This window comes from Ramlibacter humi, from assembly GCF_004681975.1.
GTDB classification, from domain to species: Bacteria; Pseudomonadota; Gammaproteobacteria; order Burkholderiales; family Burkholderiaceae_C; genus Ramlibacter; species Ramlibacter humi.
This window is the reverse complement of record NZ_SMLK01000001.1, coordinates 55504-71322: the sequence shown is the minus strand read 5'-3', so window position 1 is coordinate 71322 and position 15819 is coordinate 55504. Positions and strand designations below refer to the sequence as shown.

The 15819-nt window shown below is 66.8% G+C and carries 20 protein-coding genes; 4 read left to right on the top strand and 16 right to left on the bottom strand.

The window, feature by feature from the left end; genetic code table 11:
* Window positions 1–56: 56 nt before the first annotated feature.
* The 10 genes from EZ216_RS00380 to EZ216_RS00340 form a co-directional block, all read right to left on the bottom strand.
* Window positions 57–776 carry an enoyl-CoA hydratase/isomerase family protein gene (locus EZ216_RS00380; protein ID WP_239024238.1) on the bottom strand — a complete coding sequence of 240 codons (720 nt, stop codon included), beginning with the start codon at window positions 774–776 and terminating at the stop codon, window positions 57–59.
* Between the two features lie 150 nt (window positions 777–926).
* Complete coding sequence (locus EZ216_RS00375; protein ID WP_135247595.1) at window positions 927–1322, bottom strand: VOC family protein; 396 nt, start codon at window positions 1320–1322, stop codon at window positions 927–929.
* A 292-nt stretch (window positions 1323–1614) separates the two neighbouring features.
* Window positions 1615–2136, bottom strand: coding sequence for a DUF2199 domain-containing protein (locus EZ216_RS00370; RefSeq protein WP_135247594.1), 522 nt, complete (start codon window positions 2134–2136; stop codon window positions 1615–1617).
* Window positions 2137–2175: 39 nt separating this feature from the next.
* Window positions 2176–2340 (bottom strand): hypothetical protein, encoded by a 165-nt coding sequence (locus EZ216_RS21215; protein ID WP_167772785.1) that lies wholly within the window; start codon window positions 2338–2340, stop codon window positions 2176–2178.
* A 5-nt stretch (window positions 2341–2345) separates the two neighbouring features.
* Complete coding sequence (locus EZ216_RS00365) at window positions 2346–2585, bottom strand: Imm32 family immunity protein (RefSeq protein WP_135247593.1); 240 nt, start codon at window positions 2583–2585, stop codon at window positions 2346–2348.
* Window positions 2586–2687: 102 nt separating this feature from the next.
* Window positions 2688–3116, bottom strand: coding sequence for a hypothetical protein (locus tag EZ216_RS00360; protein ID WP_135247592.1), 429 nt, complete (start codon window positions 3114–3116; stop codon window positions 2688–2690).
* A 576-nt stretch (window positions 3117–3692) separates the two neighbouring features.
* Window positions 3693–4028, bottom strand: a complete 336-nt coding sequence (locus tag EZ216_RS00355) for a hypothetical protein (protein WP_135247591.1) — start codon at window positions 4026–4028, stop codon at window positions 3693–3695.
* A 126-nt stretch (window positions 4029–4154) separates the two neighbouring features.
* Window positions 4155–4676, bottom strand: coding sequence for a YcxB family protein (locus tag EZ216_RS00350; RefSeq protein WP_135247590.1), 522 nt, complete (start codon window positions 4674–4676; stop codon window positions 4155–4157).
* A gap of 107 nt (window positions 4677–4783) precedes the next feature.
* On the bottom strand, window positions 4784–5206 hold the full coding sequence (locus EZ216_RS00345) for a hypothetical protein (RefSeq protein WP_135247589.1): 423 nt from the start codon (window positions 5204–5206) through the stop codon (window positions 4784–4786).
* A 118-nt stretch (window positions 5207–5324) separates the two neighbouring features.
* Window positions 5325–5798 carry a hypothetical protein gene (locus EZ216_RS00340; protein WP_135247588.1) on the bottom strand — a complete coding sequence of 158 codons (474 nt, stop codon included), beginning with the start codon at window positions 5796–5798 and terminating at the stop codon, window positions 5325–5327.
* A gap of 258 nt (window positions 5799–6056) precedes the next feature.
* On the opposite strand from EZ216_RS00340, the gene EZ216_RS22095 reads away from it, so the two are divergent.
* Both EZ216_RS22095 and EZ216_RS22090 read left to right on the top strand, forming a co-directional pair.
* Window positions 6057–6506 carry a phage integrase N-terminal SAM-like domain-containing protein gene (locus tag EZ216_RS22095; RefSeq protein ID WP_205959597.1) on the top strand — a complete coding sequence of 150 codons (450 nt, stop codon included), beginning with the start codon at window positions 6057–6059 and terminating at the stop codon, window positions 6504–6506.
* Window positions 6497–7108 (top strand): tyrosine-type recombinase/integrase, encoded by a 612-nt coding sequence (locus EZ216_RS22090; RefSeq protein ID WP_135247586.1) that lies wholly within the window; start codon window positions 6497–6499, stop codon window positions 7106–7108. Before EZ216_RS22095 ends, EZ216_RS22090 begins: the two co-directional genes overlap by 10 nt.
* On the opposite strand, the gene EZ216_RS00325 is transcribed toward EZ216_RS22090, so the two are convergent.
* Window positions 7068–8342, bottom strand: coding sequence for an MFS transporter (locus tag EZ216_RS00325; protein WP_135247585.1), 1275 nt, complete (start codon window positions 8340–8342; stop codon window positions 7068–7070). The two genes, EZ216_RS22090 and EZ216_RS00325, sit on opposite strands and share 41 nt — an antisense overlap.
* A 53-nt stretch (window positions 8343–8395) precedes the next feature.
* On the bottom strand, window positions 8396–9406 hold the full coding sequence (locus tag EZ216_RS00320) for a MerR family transcriptional regulator (RefSeq protein WP_135247584.1): 1011 nt from the start codon (window positions 9404–9406) through the stop codon (window positions 8396–8398).
* Between the two features lie 140 nt (window positions 9407–9546).
* Here EZ216_RS00320 and EZ216_RS00315 point away from each other — a divergent pair, with 140 nt between their 5' ends.
* Complete coding sequence (locus EZ216_RS00315; RefSeq protein WP_135247583.1) at window positions 9547–9768, top strand: hypothetical protein; 222 nt, start codon at window positions 9547–9549, stop codon at window positions 9766–9768.
* Between the two features lie 80 nt (window positions 9769–9848).
* Window positions 9849–10382, top strand: coding sequence for a hypothetical protein (locus EZ216_RS00310; RefSeq protein ID WP_135247582.1), 534 nt, complete (start codon window positions 9849–9851; stop codon window positions 10380–10382).
* Between the two features lie 143 nt (window positions 10383–10525).
* On the opposite strand, the gene lpdA is transcribed toward EZ216_RS00310, so the two are convergent.
* The 4 genes from lpdA to EZ216_RS00290 form a co-directional block, all read right to left on the bottom strand.
* The gene (lpdA, locus tag EZ216_RS00305; RefSeq protein WP_135247581.1) at window positions 10526–11923 is read right to left on the bottom strand and encodes a dihydrolipoyl dehydrogenase; all 1398 of its coding nucleotides are present in this window, start codon (window positions 11921–11923) and stop codon (window positions 10526–10528) included.
* A 7-nt stretch (window positions 11924–11930) separates the two neighbouring features.
* Window positions 11931–13316 (bottom strand): dihydrolipoamide acetyltransferase family protein, encoded by a 1386-nt coding sequence (locus tag EZ216_RS00300; RefSeq protein WP_135247580.1) that lies wholly within the window; start codon window positions 13314–13316, stop codon window positions 11931–11933.
* A gap of 3 nt (window positions 13317–13319) precedes the next feature.
* Window positions 13320–14381 (bottom strand): alpha-ketoacid dehydrogenase subunit beta, encoded by a 1062-nt coding sequence (locus EZ216_RS00295; protein WP_239024237.1) that lies wholly within the window; start codon window positions 14379–14381, stop codon window positions 13320–13322.
* A 157-nt stretch (window positions 14382–14538) separates the two neighbouring features.
* On the bottom strand, window positions 14539–15774 hold the full coding sequence (locus EZ216_RS00290) for a 3-methyl-2-oxobutanoate dehydrogenase (2-methylpropanoyl-transferring) subunit alpha (RefSeq protein WP_135247579.1): 1236 nt from the start codon (window positions 15772–15774) through the stop codon (window positions 14539–14541).
* Between the last annotated feature and the right edge of the window lie 45 nt (window positions 15775–15819).

The following is a 15819-nucleotide window of genomic DNA, read 5'->3' as shown; positions in this document are numbered from 1 at the left end:
GGCTCCTGATGGCAGCGACGGTGCCACTATACGCAGCGGTGCCGGCCCCCGTCACCTCATGCCGTGCCCGGTTCACCGCCAAGCGTCCGCTGCGCCTGGTTTTCCAGCTCGATCGCACGATCGAAGTGCGCCAGGCCTACCTGGTTGAGGACCCGCTTGAACTGGCGTGCGACCGCCGGCTGCAGCGAAGCCAGCCGCCTGGCCGTCTGCAGCGAAATGGCCTCGAGTTCTTCGGGCGCGACGACCTGCCACACGAGCCCCCAGGCGCGCGCCTCCCCGGCCGTGAACTCGCCCCCCAGCAGCGTGAGTGCCTTGGCGCGGCCGAGGCCCGCATAGGCGGCCAACGTGGCGCTCAGCCCGCCGGTGACGAAGACGCCCAGCGACGCTTCCGGCAGCTTGAAGCGCGCGCTGCTGGCCGCCACCACGATGTCCGCGTCCAGCATCCATTCGAGCCCGGCGCCGATCGTCCAGCCGTGCACCGCGAAGAGCACAGGCTTGTCCAACTGCACGAGTGCCGTGGCGACGGCCTGCACGAGCACCAGGTCGCGCTCCGTCGGCGCCGCGCCCACGTCGCGGCCGGCGCAGAACGCCCGGCCGTTGCCTCGGACTCGCAGGGCACGGACGTCGCGGTTACCGCCGGCTGCTTCGATCGCGGCCAGCAGCGCCTGCGCGAGGTCGTTGTCGATGGCGTTCAGCTTGCCGGGCCGGTTCAGCGTCAAGGTCAGGACGCCTTCGTTCAGGTCGGTCAGCAGGGGCGATGGGGACACGGAAGTCATGAGGAGGCTCACCTGACTTGCCAAATGGCCGCGCCGATCGCGATGCACGCCAGGTGCGCGAGCGCCGCCGCCGCGCTCAGGACGGCACCGAGGATCAGTGCGCTGAAAGCGGCGCTGGTCATGCGGCCGAGTCGAAATCGTTCCCCGCGGTCATGCCCCGCCGGCCGGCTGCACCAGGTTGACCAGGTTGCCGCAGCCGTCCTCGAACATCACCGCCGTGATCGGGCCCATGGCGATGGGCTCGCCGCGGAACTTCACGCCACGCGCCTTCAGCCGCGCGTACTCGGCCGCGATGTCTTTCGTCATGAAGGCCGTGGCGGGGATGTCCGCGTCGAACAGCGCCTTCTGGAACGTGCGCGCCGGCGGGAAAGCCATCGGCTCCAGCACCAGCTCCACGCCCGCCGCGCCTTCCGGCGAAACGACCGTCAGCCAGCGGAACGTGCCCATGGGGATGTCGTGCTTCTTCTCGAAGCCGACGATGCCCGTGTAGAAGGCCAGCGCGCGGTCCTGGTCTTCGACGAAGAGGCTGGCGAGGGTGATTTGCATGGAAGACTCCCGGTGAAAACAGGCCCCACTGCCTCTCGCGCCGCGGTCTCGCGGCTGCGCCACAGCGAACGCTGGGACGAGCGCACCACATAAGCATTGCGGCTGCGTATTGTTGCCGCGAGAAACTCTCACCGCAACCGATAACAGACCGAATTCGACGCCACACCTTCCTGCGCAGCGCCGCGGCTTGCGCCGTCGTCCGTATCGACCAGCCTGCTAGGCAATGAGGCTGCAGGGATGCGTACTCCGCCTACCCTGCCGGGAGGGAGGCACCCTGAGTGCTGATGGCAGGTCATGCCGGATGCTGCAAGAACTCGGCGATCTCTTGTGCCTTGGCCACTGAAATTCCACGCCTCTGATCGACGATGAGGGGGTGATCATCCGAACCCCCGTGGTGGAGGAACAGAAGCGGCCTTTTGCCGCCAAGCTGAACGGCGACATCGGTCGCGAGCGGCTCCGCCGGCGGGTACCAAGGAATCGCGTTGCAGACCCAGCCGAAGAACCCGTCACCTTCAACCGGCTCATCGTAGGTTTCCACATAGCGCTTGAAGCTCTTCTCCGAGAGGGATACCCAGACACCCCAGGTGAATGGCTCCGCCACTCCGTGGATGGGAATCTCCAGCACGGTACGAATGAAGTAGTCCGTGCCCTCGCCACGAGTGACCGTGCACAGGTCGGTGTTGATGCGCCCCATTGCCGCCTTCTGCTCTTCGCTCAAGGAAGCATAGTGGTCGGGCGCCTTGAAGGCGTAGGAAGGAGAGCCTTCATGGACCTTGCCACAACAGGAGCACTTGAAAGCGAAGATGGCAGCCATGGCGGATTGATGACCTAGGGTTCCCGGGGGAAGAACGTCTCAAAGCAGTCTTGTCGCCTCTTGCGCATTGATGTTCCAAGCGCCGGCGTCCGCGTCGTTGCACACGTTCTCCACGCGACCTGATGGTTTGCGCCCGACGGAGAACGCCGGCTTGCAGGAGTGCTGCGTCCAGCGGCCGTCGACGAGATGAGAGAGCTTGTACATGAGGCCTAACGGTCACCCCGGGCCACAATGACGTCGGGCCAGGTGGCGGACCACCCCTGGACCTCGTCCTGTGCATGCACGTGCCCGAATTTGGCTCCAGCCGCGTCCATCCCGTCCGCGGCCGAAAGCAGGTATGCGGCGATCAAGCGCAGCGCATCTGCATCAGCCGCAAAGGACACCTCTTCCAGTTCAACGAGCCCATGGTCGTTCAAGGGCGCGCCTGCCGGATAGCCAAAGATTTTCATGAGACCTAGCATAGAGGCAGCCGGCGGCTTGCACCACTCTCTCCATTGGGCAAGAGTGTCAACGAAAGCGAGGCAGGCTCCGTGTCCGTGTCGAACGACCAGTTAGATCGCACTGGCGTCCCTCCTTCGCCGCACCACCGAGAGCGCTGCAAGACCAAGCAAGCCTCCGACCAAACCAGAAGGTGGGTGGAAGATGCCGATCCCGAGAAGAGCGACGGTGAAACCTGCCGCGGAATTGGCACTCGATTCGCCCCGAAACTCCGCCCAGAGTGCGAGAGCAACTGCCGTAAGCGCCATCGCGACCGCAAACCAGGTGAACCAGAGAACAGCGTTGGCGTCGTTCAACGAAAAGACACTGCTCGACTTCAAGACTGCGTAGGGATTCGACGTCACCAGTCCGAGCCACTCAACCAAGGCGAGCAATTTACCGCCAAACAGTACTCCTAAGCGGCCTATGTGCCAAACGGACACGAGACCAAGGCACGAGAAGACTGCGATGATTAGCGAGGCAGTGCCAAACTTGCGGGACATGGCTGATCTTGCGATCTAACGTGAAGGTGAGCCGCACCCAGCGGCAAGGCGCCGCGAGGTGCAGAACATCCGACGGCCCCTCGCGGCGCCTTGCTGCTGGGTGTCGGCCTCGACCGACCTATTAGACCGCTTAGTCGAGGTAGACATAGCGGGACTCGCTCACCACACTGCTTCCGCGAACCGAGCAGATGTGGCGAGACAGCGGAGTCGCCCCGGTGAATGTGACGGGAAGCCAAGGCTCCTCCGCTCCTACCTTCAGCCATCGAGTTTGCCGTCGATCTGCGCCTGCAGCGTACGCCCGCTCCAGCAGCGTCGCCGAACTCTCTCCAATTCTGACGTGATCGCAAAATTCACGAGCTCGCGACTCCCCGCGCGACTCTGCGAACCAAGCGTACGCAATGAGCACCACCGCCGCCAGGGCTGTCACGGTGGCCAGTTGCACAAACGCACGAGTGATCGGATGTGCCATCTGCGGTGACCGGCACGTTGCGGCAAGGGGCCGCACGGTGCAGGATTTCCAACGGCACTGTGCGGCTCCTTGCCGCAACGTGTCCGAGTCGACCAACCTGTTGGACATCACCCGCGCCTTTCACGTGCCATGCCCTTCCAGAACTCCAGGTCCAACTTCTGGAGGATCTGGCTCGGGACCTTCTTCTTCGGCAGGAAGCCAAACGCTACTCCACGCGCGACAACCGTAGCGTCGTCCAATCCCTGGTACGTAGCCCAGAGATCACGCGAATCACGTTGGTGGAACGCATGGATGTCCGCCAACAGGTCCGAGCTGAGCCTTTGCTTCTTGCGCCATTCGCGGAACGAGGCGTCCAATTCTGCAAGGACCTTCCGGGCCTCCGCCTCGTACACCTCGGAGGCGAGTTCTCGAAGAATGGTTCGCTCGGAACGGTTGAACTCCATCAGGCACTCACTAGTGAGGTCTAACGTTGGAGTTGACCGGCGCGCGGCGGCATTGCGCCGCGAGGCGTACGCTCACAAGCACGCTTCGCGGCGCAATGCCGCTCCGTGTCCGCGTCGAACGACCTGTTAGAGCTCACGGAGCTTCCGCCCAACCAGTTCTTGCCCTGCGCCGGCGATCGCGGTCTTCGGAATGATGAACCCGTAGCTTGGCTCAAGGAATAGATACACGTTGCGCTCATCCTCGGTACGTCCGATGAAAGCGGCCCACGCAAACCGGGACGACCCCTGACCTTCGAGCGTGATCACAACAAGCCCCTCCTCGTCAAGAGTGATGGTCTGCGGAGAGAGGAGCGAACCGTTGTCCCTGAGGAGGTGCTTCTGAACGATTCGGCCAGGCGCGACCCTCGCGAGCACAAATACCACCACGGCGAGGACAGTCAGTCCGCCAACGATGGCGAGCGGGCGCCGGTACTCGGAGGCTGCGTCGTACAGTCGGAGATAGGTCGACACCGCCAAGCCGATAAATAGCCAAACAGCCATTTGCAGCAGGAAAGCCCAGCTACGAGGTACTGTCTTTCGTAGGACTTTCACGACCTGCCGCTGGAACGAGGTGAAGTCGCTTCGGGAGAGGGTGAATGTGTGTGTCACCAGTGAGCTCTAACGTCGGAGTTGACCGGCGCACAAGCACCAGGAGCGCTGAAAGCGCGGACGCACTTGTGCGTCCGCGTCGAACAACTTGCTAGGCGGCAACTTCACTAGTGGCTGTCCCTAAGTCTGCTGGAATGGCCTCGGCGCAAACGCCTTCCGGGTACTCCGAGGTACTGATCTGCGGAACGGCGGCCGTCCGCAGTTTCAACCGTGACTGTGAAATGAGGACCGTACACTGGGTCGACTCCGTACCGCACCTGAACGATCTTGATCTCACCAAGGTCCAGACCATGCTTTGCGCACAACGCTGGCAAGGCATCCTTGTACAAGACAATGGCGCGACCGAGCTTGGCAGAAACGGAAGCGCCTGTAGATGAAGCGTTCAGGAAGTCCACAGTGACGAATCCCTCCGATGACGACGAGGCTTCGGCAAAAACGTTCATGTCGTAAACGCCAATCATCAGTCCGATGCCGCTTGCCAAAGAGCCGGCAATATTGTGACCCAGGGACTTGAGTTCACCCAATTTCATGATGGTGGATTCTGTCGCGATGTCGGACTTTGCCGCCTAACGTTGGAGTTGACCGGCGCCGGGGAAGCGAGTGCGCGCAGCGCAGGCAAGCACTCCGGTGTCCGAGTCGAACGACCTGTTAGACGGCATGGCCCAACTTCTCCAGCAGGCGCCCAAGCTCTACGAGCTGATGAGTGGGGAACTCGTGTTCGGACCACTTTTCGGCATAGCCGGTCTCACCTTCCTCCCCCAGAACGCGAGCAGCCGCTTCATAGACTGCCTGCGCAAAGTCCTCCGGAATGCACCGGATTCGAAGCAGCTCCTTGCCTTCGTGGTCAGGCCGCCCGCCATATAGGTCAGGAAATTCCAGCACGGCGACGTCGATCTCGTTCAATCGCGCGCTGCGAATCACCCAGCGGTACTCGCCAGGCTCCTCCTCAAAGCTGAATATCAGGGCACTGAACCCTGAGAGCACCGCCACAGCAGCGCGCACCAGATTCCCCAGCGCATCTGAGAGGTAAGAGGCGGTCGTGACACAAGACTTCTCGTCGCACGAGATCACGCATTCGGACCAACCTGTGCCCGTGAGTCGGTAGTTGATCGCGATGCGCATCGTGCCGTCTAACGTAATTTGGAGCGCATGTCGGAACCTGCAAAGCCGCAGATGCCGAATAACCTCGTCCTCACGAAGACTGCATGTCGTTGATGCTTCAAGACTTTTCCCTCCCCCTTTGGTTATTCAGGTACGACTATACGCACCCTGAAACAGCACACAAGCCAACCCGTTCCGAGGGGCAGCAACGCGCCTGGAGCAGGTTCCGTTGTCAACGAAACGCGGCCAACCTTCTCCACGCGAAGCCGTTCCGGGAGCATGCTTCCCTCCCCAGCGCCAACGGACGCCCAGCTGCCTTCACATCAGCCGCGCCTGCTCGACCAGGTCCGCGCACAAGCACGCCACCGCCACCTCAGTCTGCGCGCCGGACGCGCCTACGTGTACTGGGTCAAGTACTTCGTGCGTTGGCATGACCTGCGCCACCCAAAGAATCTGGGTGGCCCCGAGGTCGGAAGGTTCCTCATCATGCTGGCGGCGGACCGGCGCGTCTCCCCGTCCACTCACAAGCAAGCGCTGAGCGCCTTGCTCTTTCTCTACCGGCACGTGCTCGGGCAGGAGCTGCCATGGATGGCGCAATTGCAACGGCCACCGGCGCGTAAGCGCATTCCTGCGGTGCTGTCGCACTCGGAAGTGCATCGTCTGCTGGATGCCATGCAGGGGCAGCCGCCCTGCTGGCTCGCCTGCTCTATGGCACCGGCATGCGGCTGATGGAAGTTCTGCGTTTGCGCGTCAAGGACATCGACTTCCACCGCCGCGTCATCGTCGTGCGCGAGGCCAAGGGCGCGAAAGACCGTGTCGTGATGCTGCCGCTGTCCATCGCCGGCGAACTGCAGTCTCAGCTGGTACTCGCACAAACGCTTTGGCGCCAGGACCGGTTGGCGCATGCGCCGGGCGTGGAAGTGCCGTACGCACTGGAGAGGAAGTATCCGAACGTTGGGCGCACCTGGGGGTGGTTCTGGGCGTTTCCCTCGCCTTCAACGTCTTCCGACCCGCGCAGCGGAGCCGAACGGCTCCACCACGTCCATGAAGATCGGCTCCAGCGCGCGCTACGGGCCGCGTCGGCCATCGCCGGCCTGCATCAGCGCGTGACCGCGCACACGCTGCGCCACAGCTTCCCCACGCACCTGCTCCAGACCTGCACCGACATCCGCACGGTGCAAGAGCTGCTGGGGCACAGCGACGTGAGCACGACCATGATCTACACGCACGTGCTGAAGGTGGCGGCCGGCGGCACGGCCGGCCCACTGGACCGGCTGCCGCCGCCCGCCCTCACGCCACCGCCACGTCATTCACCTGCCGGATCGGCGTAGCCACCCACGCCAACCCCGCGGCCGCCACCAGCATCGCCCCGCACCCGGCGAACAGCATCGGCAGCGGCACCCACTTCATCACCCACCCCGCGGCGGCCGATGCCACCGGCACCAGCCCCATGAAGATGAACATGAACAGGCTCATCGCGCGGCCCAGCATCGCTTGCGGCACACGGCGCTGCACCCAGGTGAAGATGGCCACCTGCATGAAGCCGCCCAGCACGCCCACCAGCACCATCAGCGTCGCGCCTTGCCACGCGGCGTGGATGCCGCCCAAGGGCATGAACAGCAGGCCGATCAGCACGTCGGCCAGCAGCACGCTGGTGCCGAGGGTGCCGATGCGCAGCTTCGCGCCGCTGCCGGCGGCCCCCATGCCCAGCAGCGTGCCCGCGCCGTGCGCGCCCGCCATCAGGCCCAGCGCGCCGGCGCCCAGTTCGGGCCGGCTGTTGGCCAGCACGGGCAGCGCGATGTGCAGCGGCCCCATCACCAGCAGCGCCACCGCGGTCCAGTACAGGTAGCAGGTGCGCAGCTGCGCGTCGTTCCACACATGGCGCAGGCCCTGCACGATGGACGACCAGAGGTTCTGCACAGCGGCCGGCGCGCCGGGAGCGCGGGTGCGCACCTGGGCCAGGGTCCATGCGGACAGCGCGAAGCTGAAAGCGTCGAACGCGAAAGCGATCGCGATGCCGTTGGCGTCGGCCGCGCCGCTGCCGCCGTCACCGAAAAGCGCGATGAGCAGGCCGGCGGCCAGCGGTCCCGCGAACATGCTCAGCTGGCGCAGGCCCATGATCACGCCGTTGGCGCCCGGCAGCAGCTGCGGCGGCAAGGCATGCGGCAGCATCGACGTGGCCGAGGGGATGCTGAACGCGCTGCTCACGCCGATGGCCAGCGCCAGCGCGTAGATCGCCGGCAGCGGCAGCGCGTGCGCCCAGACGCCCCACGCCAGCACCGCCAGCAGCGCGGTGTTGACGTACTTGGTGGCCATCAGCACGCGCTGCGGCGACAGGCGGTCCACCAGAGCGCCGCCGGCCAGGATGAAGACGGCGCGCGGCACGCCGATCAGCGCGAGCACCAGCCCCAGCGCCACGGTGTCGCCGGTCAGGCGCAGCACCATCCAGGGCAGCGCGATGGCGGTGAACTGGTCGCCCAGCAGCGACACGGCGCTGCCCGCGGCGATCCAGCGGAAGTTGCGGTCGGCGAACAGCGCCGCGCGCGATGAAGTGGTGGGGGTCATCCTCGAGTCCTTGCGATCAGGGCAGGACTCTGAAGCCTCACGCTACGTGAGGGTCAAGCGCCGGGGTCGCCCGCGGACACCAGCCAGGCCCGCACCTCGCCACTGAGCGGGCCGCCTGCCAGCAGCAGCGGATGCGCCCGGTGCAGGGTGAGCATGCGGCCCAGCAGGGCCGGATCGCCGCCAGCCGCTTCGCCCAGCAGCGCCTGCCAGCGCGCGCGCAGCGCACGGGCTTGCTTGCTGGCGGGCGCGCGGCCCGCAGCCATCGCCTCGCAGCTTTCGTCCTCGATGGCCTGCAGGCGCCGTTCCGTGTCTTCGGGCCAGCGCATGGCCGTCAGGTCTTCCACGCTGAAGTGCTGCCGCAGCAGTCCCAGGCGGAACTCGATCGAGTCTTCCATGAAGTCGAGCATGTCCGTGGGCGGCGCGCCGTTCAGGCCGTGCGCCGACGTCTCGCGCCGGTACATCTGGCCCCAGCGCTGCATCAGGTCATGGTCGCCGCCCATCACGCGGTACACCAGGCCCATCCAGCGCCGCGTGAGCGCCTGCACTTCCATCGTGTCGCGCTTCAGGCCCGCATCCATGGCGGCGCGCACCCCGGCCTTCAGCTGGTCCCATTCGGCCGCGTTGCGGTTCCAGCCCGACAGGATGCGCTGGAGCTCGCCCGCCTCGAAGTAGCGGCCATAGGTGGCCATCAGCGACAGGCTGCCCACCCAGTCCTGCAGCGAAGGGCTTTCGCCGCGCAACAGGCCTTCGCGCAGCAGCGAAAGGCGGTCGCGCAGTTCGGTGGCCTGGCGCACCTGGCGGTCCAGCGCCTGGATCTGCTGCGCCAGGATGGCTTCCGGCGGCGCGCCCTTCCCGTCCAGCAGCGGGCCGATTTCGGCCAGCGGCAGGCCCAGGTGGCGCAGCGCCTGCACCGCATGCAGGCGCGCGACGTCGCCGGTGTCGTAGAGGCGGTAGCCCGCTTCCGAGCGCGCCGAAGGCTTCACCAGCCCGATCGCGTCGTAGTGGTGGAGCGTGCGGACCGTCAGGCCCGTGGAGCGCGCGAGTTCGCCGACCTTCAGCAGCATGGGCCCGGATTGTGCAGCTCATCGGCGACTGCACAGCAAGCGCGGTCCGCCGACGGCCGGCTCATGCGCGGTCCTACGGCTGCGCTTGCAGGACCGGCGTGCAATGCAAGCTCATCTTCTTTGTCCGAAGGGAGGACACCATGAACGCACTTCGCATCACCGCCGTCGTCCTGATCATCGGGGGCCTGCTGGCGGTCTTCTACGGCGGCTTTTCGTACACGCAGGAGCACACCGCGATGAAGGTGGGTCCGCTGGAACTCAAGGTGGAAGAGCGCAAGGACGTCAACGTGCCGCTGTGGGCGGGCATCGCCGCCATCGTGGGCGGCGGCGTGCTGCTGCTGGCGGGCGGGCGCCGGAAGTAAGTCGCGCCGCACCGCGTGGCCCTCACCACAAAACGGCCGGGCTACGCCATCATGTCGGACCGCGAAGAAAAAGTTCCGGCATGACTACTCCCAAGGTTGAGCTGCGCTGCCCGTTCTGCCACACGGTGGTGGCGCCGCACGTGTCCGAATGCCATCGCTGCCACGCGAAGCGGCACACGCGCAAGGGCATGACGCTGCGCAACTTCCGCCGCTTCGTGGCCACGTGGGTGGCACTGGCGGTGCCGCTGATGCTGATGGCCTGCTGGGTGGGCTTCGCGCCGTGGGCGCCGAGCAAGCCCGCGCCCGGCTATGCGCTGGCGCTGATCGGCGCGAAGGCTTCGGCGGAAGAGGTGGTGCGCTGCCGGGTGGAAGTGGCGGGCGCCGATGGGCACACGGCCGCGAAGGTGGTCGAAGGCGCCTGCGGCCCGGGCAGCGAGAGCGCGCCCGCGGTGAACGCGGTGCCTTCGATGACGGAGCGCCGCATGGCGACCGCGCTGCACAGCTTGCTGTGCCTGTCGATCGGGCTCATTGCTTCGTGGGGGCTGCTGCTGGCCTTGCGGCAGGCGTATCTCACGAAAGCGGAGCCGAGCTGGGTGCAGCGGGCGGCGGCTTAGCCACCTGGCTGGTTGAAGACGTCATCCCCGCGAAGATGAAGGCGTCATCCCCGCGAAGGCGGGGATCCACGGCTTTCGCTTTCTCGGCGACGCGAATCCGGGAGCCATGGATCCCCGCCTTCGCGGGAACGACGCCACTGGCGCTAGATATGCAGCGCGTGCCCCAGCGCCTTTAGCGCGCTCTCCAGCACCGCCTCGCCCAGCGTCGGATGCGCGTGGATGATCCCCGCGACGTCCTCCAGCCGTGCGCCCATCTCGATGGAATGGCAGAACACCGCAGCGAGTTCCGACACGCCCTGCCCCACCGCCTGCCAGCCCAGGATCTGGTGGTTGTCCTGGCGCGCCACCACGCGCACGAAACCCTCGCCCGCTTCCATGCTCAGCGCGCGGCCGTTGGCGGCGAACGGGAACGAGGCCACCTTCACTTCGATGCCCTTCTGCTGCGCCTCTTCCGGCGTGAAGCCCGCCACCACCAGTTCCGGATCGGTGAAGCACACGGCGGGGATGGCCTGCGGCGCGAACCGCCGGCGTTCGCCCGCGATGATCTCGGCCACCATCTCGCCCTGCGCCATCGCGCGGTGCGCCAGCATCGGCTCGCCCGCGACGTCGCCGATGGCCCACACGTTGCGCATCGACGTGCGGCACTGGTCGTCGATGCGCACCGCGCGGCCCGCCATGTCCAGCTGCAACGATTCCAGGCCGAAGCCCGCGGTGCGCGGCACGCGGCCCACGGCCACCAGCACCTTGTCGGCGGGCAGCACGTACTCGTCGGCTTGCGCGCTGCGCACCCGCAGGCCGTCGCCGGTGTCTGTGAGTCCCTCGGCCTTGCAGTTCACGTGCAGCGTGATGCCCAGCTTGCGCAGCGACGCCGCCACCGGCTTGGTCAGTTCCTCGTCGTAGGCAGGCAGCACGTGGCCGGCGGCTTCCACCACCGCCACGTCCGCGCCCAGCTTGCGCCAGGCGATCCCCAGCTCCAGGCCGATGTAGCCGGCGCCGACAACCACCAGGTGCTTGGGCACCTCGGTGAAGTCCAGCGCGCCGGTGGACGACACCACCGGCCCGCCCAGCGGCAGGTTGGGCAGTTCCACCGGGACCGACCCCGTCGCCAGCAGCAGGTGCTCGCACGTGATGCGCACCGGCTCGCCTTCGCGCGTGGCCACTTCCACGGTCTTGCCGTCCACCACCTGCGCCCAGCCCTGCACCACCCGCACGCCCGCCTTGCGCAGCAGCGCGCCGACGCCGCCGGTGAGCTTGCCCACCACGCCGTCCTTCCACTTCTGCGCGCGCGCCAGGTCCAGCGAAGGGCTTTGCACGCGAATGCCCAGCGGGTGGTCGCCGCTGAAATACGTGGCCTTCTCGAACTCGCCCGCCACGTGGATCAGCGCCTTCGAAGGGATGCAGCCGATGTTCAGGCAGGTGCCGCCCAGCCGGTCGCCTTCCACCAGCACGGTGGGGATGCCCAGCTGCCCCGCGCGGATGGCGGCGACGTAGCCGCCCGGCCCGCCGCCGATGACCAGCAGCTTCTTCTCGATCGTCTTCATCGGCCGGTCACTCCACGAACAGCAGCGCCGGCGTTTCCAGCAGCGCGCGGATGGCCTGGATGAACCGGGCCGCGTCCATGCCGTCGACCACGCGGTGGTCGAACGAGGACGACAGGTTCATCAGCGAACGCTTCACCACCGCGTCGCCCAGGAACACGGGGCGTTCGACGATGCGGTTGACGCCGACGATGGCCACCTCGGGGTGGTTGATCACCGGCGTGGTGACGATGCCGCCCAGCGGGCCCAGGCTGCTGATGGTGATGGTGCTGCCCTGCAGCTCGTCGCGCGTGGCCTTGCCGGTGCGCGCGGCTTCGGCCAGGCGCACGACTTCCTTCGCGCAGGCCCACAGGTCCATCGCCTCCGCATGCCGCAGCACGGGCACCATCAGCCCGGCGTCGGTCTGCGCGGCCATGCCCAGATGCACCGGCTGGTAGCGCGTGACCACGCCCGCGTCGTCGTCGAAGCGGGCGTTCATCTGCGGAAACTCTTCCAGCGCCAGCACCACCGCGCGGGCGATAAAGGGCAGCACCGTCAGCTTGCCGCGCGCGGCGCCGTAACGTTCGTTCAGCTTGGCGCGCAGCGCTTCCAGCTCGGTGACGTCGATCTCCTCGACGTAGCTGAAGTGCGGGATGCGGCGCTTGGCCTCCTGCATCTTCTGCGCGATCTTGCGGCGCAGGCCGATGACGGGCACTTGCTCCTCGCCCTGCTTTTCGCGCAATCGCGCGGGCGTGGCGGCTTGCGCCTGGCCGCGCGAGGCGAGGTACACGTCCAGGTCGCCGTGCTCGACGCGGCCGGCGGGGCCGCTGCCGTGGACGAATTGCAGTTCGATGCCGAGCTCCCAAGCGCGGCGGCGGACGGCGGGAGAAGCGATGGGCTTTTCGCCGGGGGCACGGCGGGGCGGCGGCGTGACGCTCGGCGGCTTTGCTCCCTCTCCCGCTTGCGGGAGAGGGTTGGGGTGAGGGTGGCCGGCGCTTGGGCCACCTTCTGCCCTCACCCCTTCCCTCTCCCGCGAGCGGGAGAGGGCGCCCGATGGTGCGGGCTCGACGGCCGTGTTCTCGTGCGTGATGTCGTCCTTCTGGTCAGGCGGCACGCCCGTCACGGCAGCGGCCGCAACAGCGGGCGCCTTCGCGCCCTCCTTCACGTTCCCCGCCCCCTCCACCTCCAGCCGGATCAACTCCGCGCCGACGGCCATCAGCTGCCCCGGCTGCCCACCCAGCTCCAGCACCTTGCCGTTCACCGGCGAAGGGATCTCCACCGTCGCCTTGTCGGTCATCACGTCGGCGACGACCTGGTCTTCCTTCACCGAGTCGCCGGGCTTCACGCGCCATTCGACGAGTTCCACTTCCGCGATGCCTTCGCCGATGTCGGGCATCTTGATCGCATAGACACCCATCGCTCAGCCCTCCAGCACTCGTTTCAGGGCCGCACCCACGCGGTCCGGCCCGGGGAAGTAAGCCCACTCCTGCGCGTGCGGGTAAGGCGTGTCCCAGCCCGCCACGCGCTCGATGGGCGCTTCCAGGTGGTAGAAGCAGTGCTCCTGCACCAGCGCCGACAGCTCGGCGCCGAAGCCGCTGGTCTTGGTGGCTTCGTGCACGATGACGCAGCGGCCGGTCTTCTTCACCGAAGCCACGATGGCCTCGATGTCCAGCGGCCACAGCGAGCGCAGGTCGATGATCTCGGCGTCCACGCCCGCTTCGCGCGCGGCGCATTCGCTGACCCACACCATGGTGCCGTAGGTGATGACGGTCACTTGCGAACCGGGCCGGAACACCGCCGCCTTCTCCAGCGGGATGCTGTAGTAGCCCTCGGGCACGTTGCCCAGCTCGTGCTTGCTCCACGGCACGACGGGGCGGTCGTGGTGGCCGTCGAACGGGCCGTTGTACAGGCGCTTGGGCTCCAGGAAGATGACCGGGTCGTCGCACTCGATGGCCGCCACGAGCAGGCCCTTGGCGTCGTACGGGTTGCTGGGCATCACGGTGCGGATGCCGCACACGTGGGTGAACAGCGCTTCCGGGCTCTGGCTGTGCGTCTGGCCGCCGTAGATGCCGCCGCCGCAGGGCATGCGCACCGTGATCGGGCAGGTGAAGTCGCCGGCCGAGCGGAAGCGCAGGCGCGCGGCTTCCGACACGATCTGGTCGCTGGCCGGGTAGAAGTAGTCGGCGAACTGGATCTCCGCCACCGGCCGCAGGCCGTAGGCGCCCATGCCCACCGCCGCGCCGACGATGCCGCCTTCGCTGATCGGCGCGTCGAAGCAGCGGCTCTTGCCGTACTTGGCCTGCAGCCCTTCGGTGACGCGGAACACGCCGCCGAAGTAGCCCACGTCCTGGCCGAACACGACCACGTTGTCGTCGCGCTCCATCATCACGTCCATCGCCGAGCGCAGCGCCTGGATCATGGTCATGGGCTTGCGGCTGCCCTCGGCGGCCTCTACTCTGGAATCGCGGGTCTGGGTCAGCATGAGAGCTCCTGAACGCGGACACCCTTACGCAGAGGCCGCGGAGGTTTCGCAGAGGACGCAAAGAAGAAAGAAGTGATCGAGAGGTTTCCTGAGTTCTCTGCGTCCTCTGCGAAACCTCCGCGCTCTCTGCGCAAGGGAGTCCGATTTCTCTCCATCTTCAGACTCCCAGTTGCTGGCGCTGCTCGCGCAGGTGCCAGGGCATGTCGGCGTAGACGTCCTCGAACATCGTCGCCGGGCTGGGGATGTGGCCGTCCAGCAGCGTGCCGTGCGACTCGGCTTCCTTCTGCGCGGCGTTCACTTCGGCTTCCAGTTCCAGCCGCACCTGTTCGTGTTCCTGCTCGCTCCAGGCGCCCAGGTTGACGAGGTGCTTCTTCAGGCGCTCGATGGGGTCGCCTAGCGGGAATCGCTCCCAGTCGTCGGCGGGACGGTACTTCGAAGGGTCGTCCGAAGTGGAGTGCGCGCCGGCGCGGTAGGTCACCCACTCGATCAGCGTCGGGCCCAGGTTGGAGCGGGCGCGCTCGGCGGCCCACTTGGAAGCGGCGTACACCGCGAGGTAGTCGTTGCCGTCCACGCGCAGCGATGCGATGCCGCAACCCACGCCGCGCGCCGCGAAGGTGGTGGACTCGCCGCCCGCGATGGCCTGGAAGGTGGAGATGGCCCACTGGTTGTTCACCACGTTCAGGATGACCGGCGCGCGGTACACGTGCGCGAAGGTCAGCGCGGTGTGGAAGTCCGACTCGGCCGTGGCGCCGTCGCCGATCCAGGCCGACGCGATGCGCGTGTCGCCCTTGATGGCGGAAGCCATCGCCCAGCCCACCGCCTGGATGAACTGCGTGGCCAGGTTGCCCGAGATGGAGAAGAAGCCGGCCCGCTTGTACGAGTACATCACCGGCAGCTGGCGGCCCTTCATCGGGTCGCGCTCGTTGCTCATCAGCTGGCAGATGAGCTCGACCATGGAGATGTCGTCGCGCGACAGCAGCAGGCCCTGCTGGCGGTAGGTGGGAAAACACATGTCGCCGGGGTCGATGGCGGCGGCGTGCGCGCAGGCGATGGCTTCCTCGCCCAGCGCCTGCATGTAGAAGGAAGTCTTGCGCTGGCGCTGGCAGACCAGCATGCGGGCGTCGAAGATGCGCGTCTTCATCATCGCGTGCAGGCCCTTGCGCAGCTGGGCCGTGCTGATGTCCGGCGCCCACGGGCCGGCGGCGTTGCCTTCGGGGTCGAGCACGCGCACCAGGCTGTACGCCAGGTCCTGGGTGTCGAAGTGGGGGGTGTCCACCGGCGGCCTGCGGACGGCGCCGGCTTCCGAGACGTGGAGGTACGAGAAGTCGGTGGCACAACCGGGCCGCCCACTGGGCTCCGGCACGTGCAGCCGCAACGGCTGGTGCTGGTTCATGCAATCGCTCCGCGCGCTTTTGGCGCGCCAACAGGTCTGCAAACG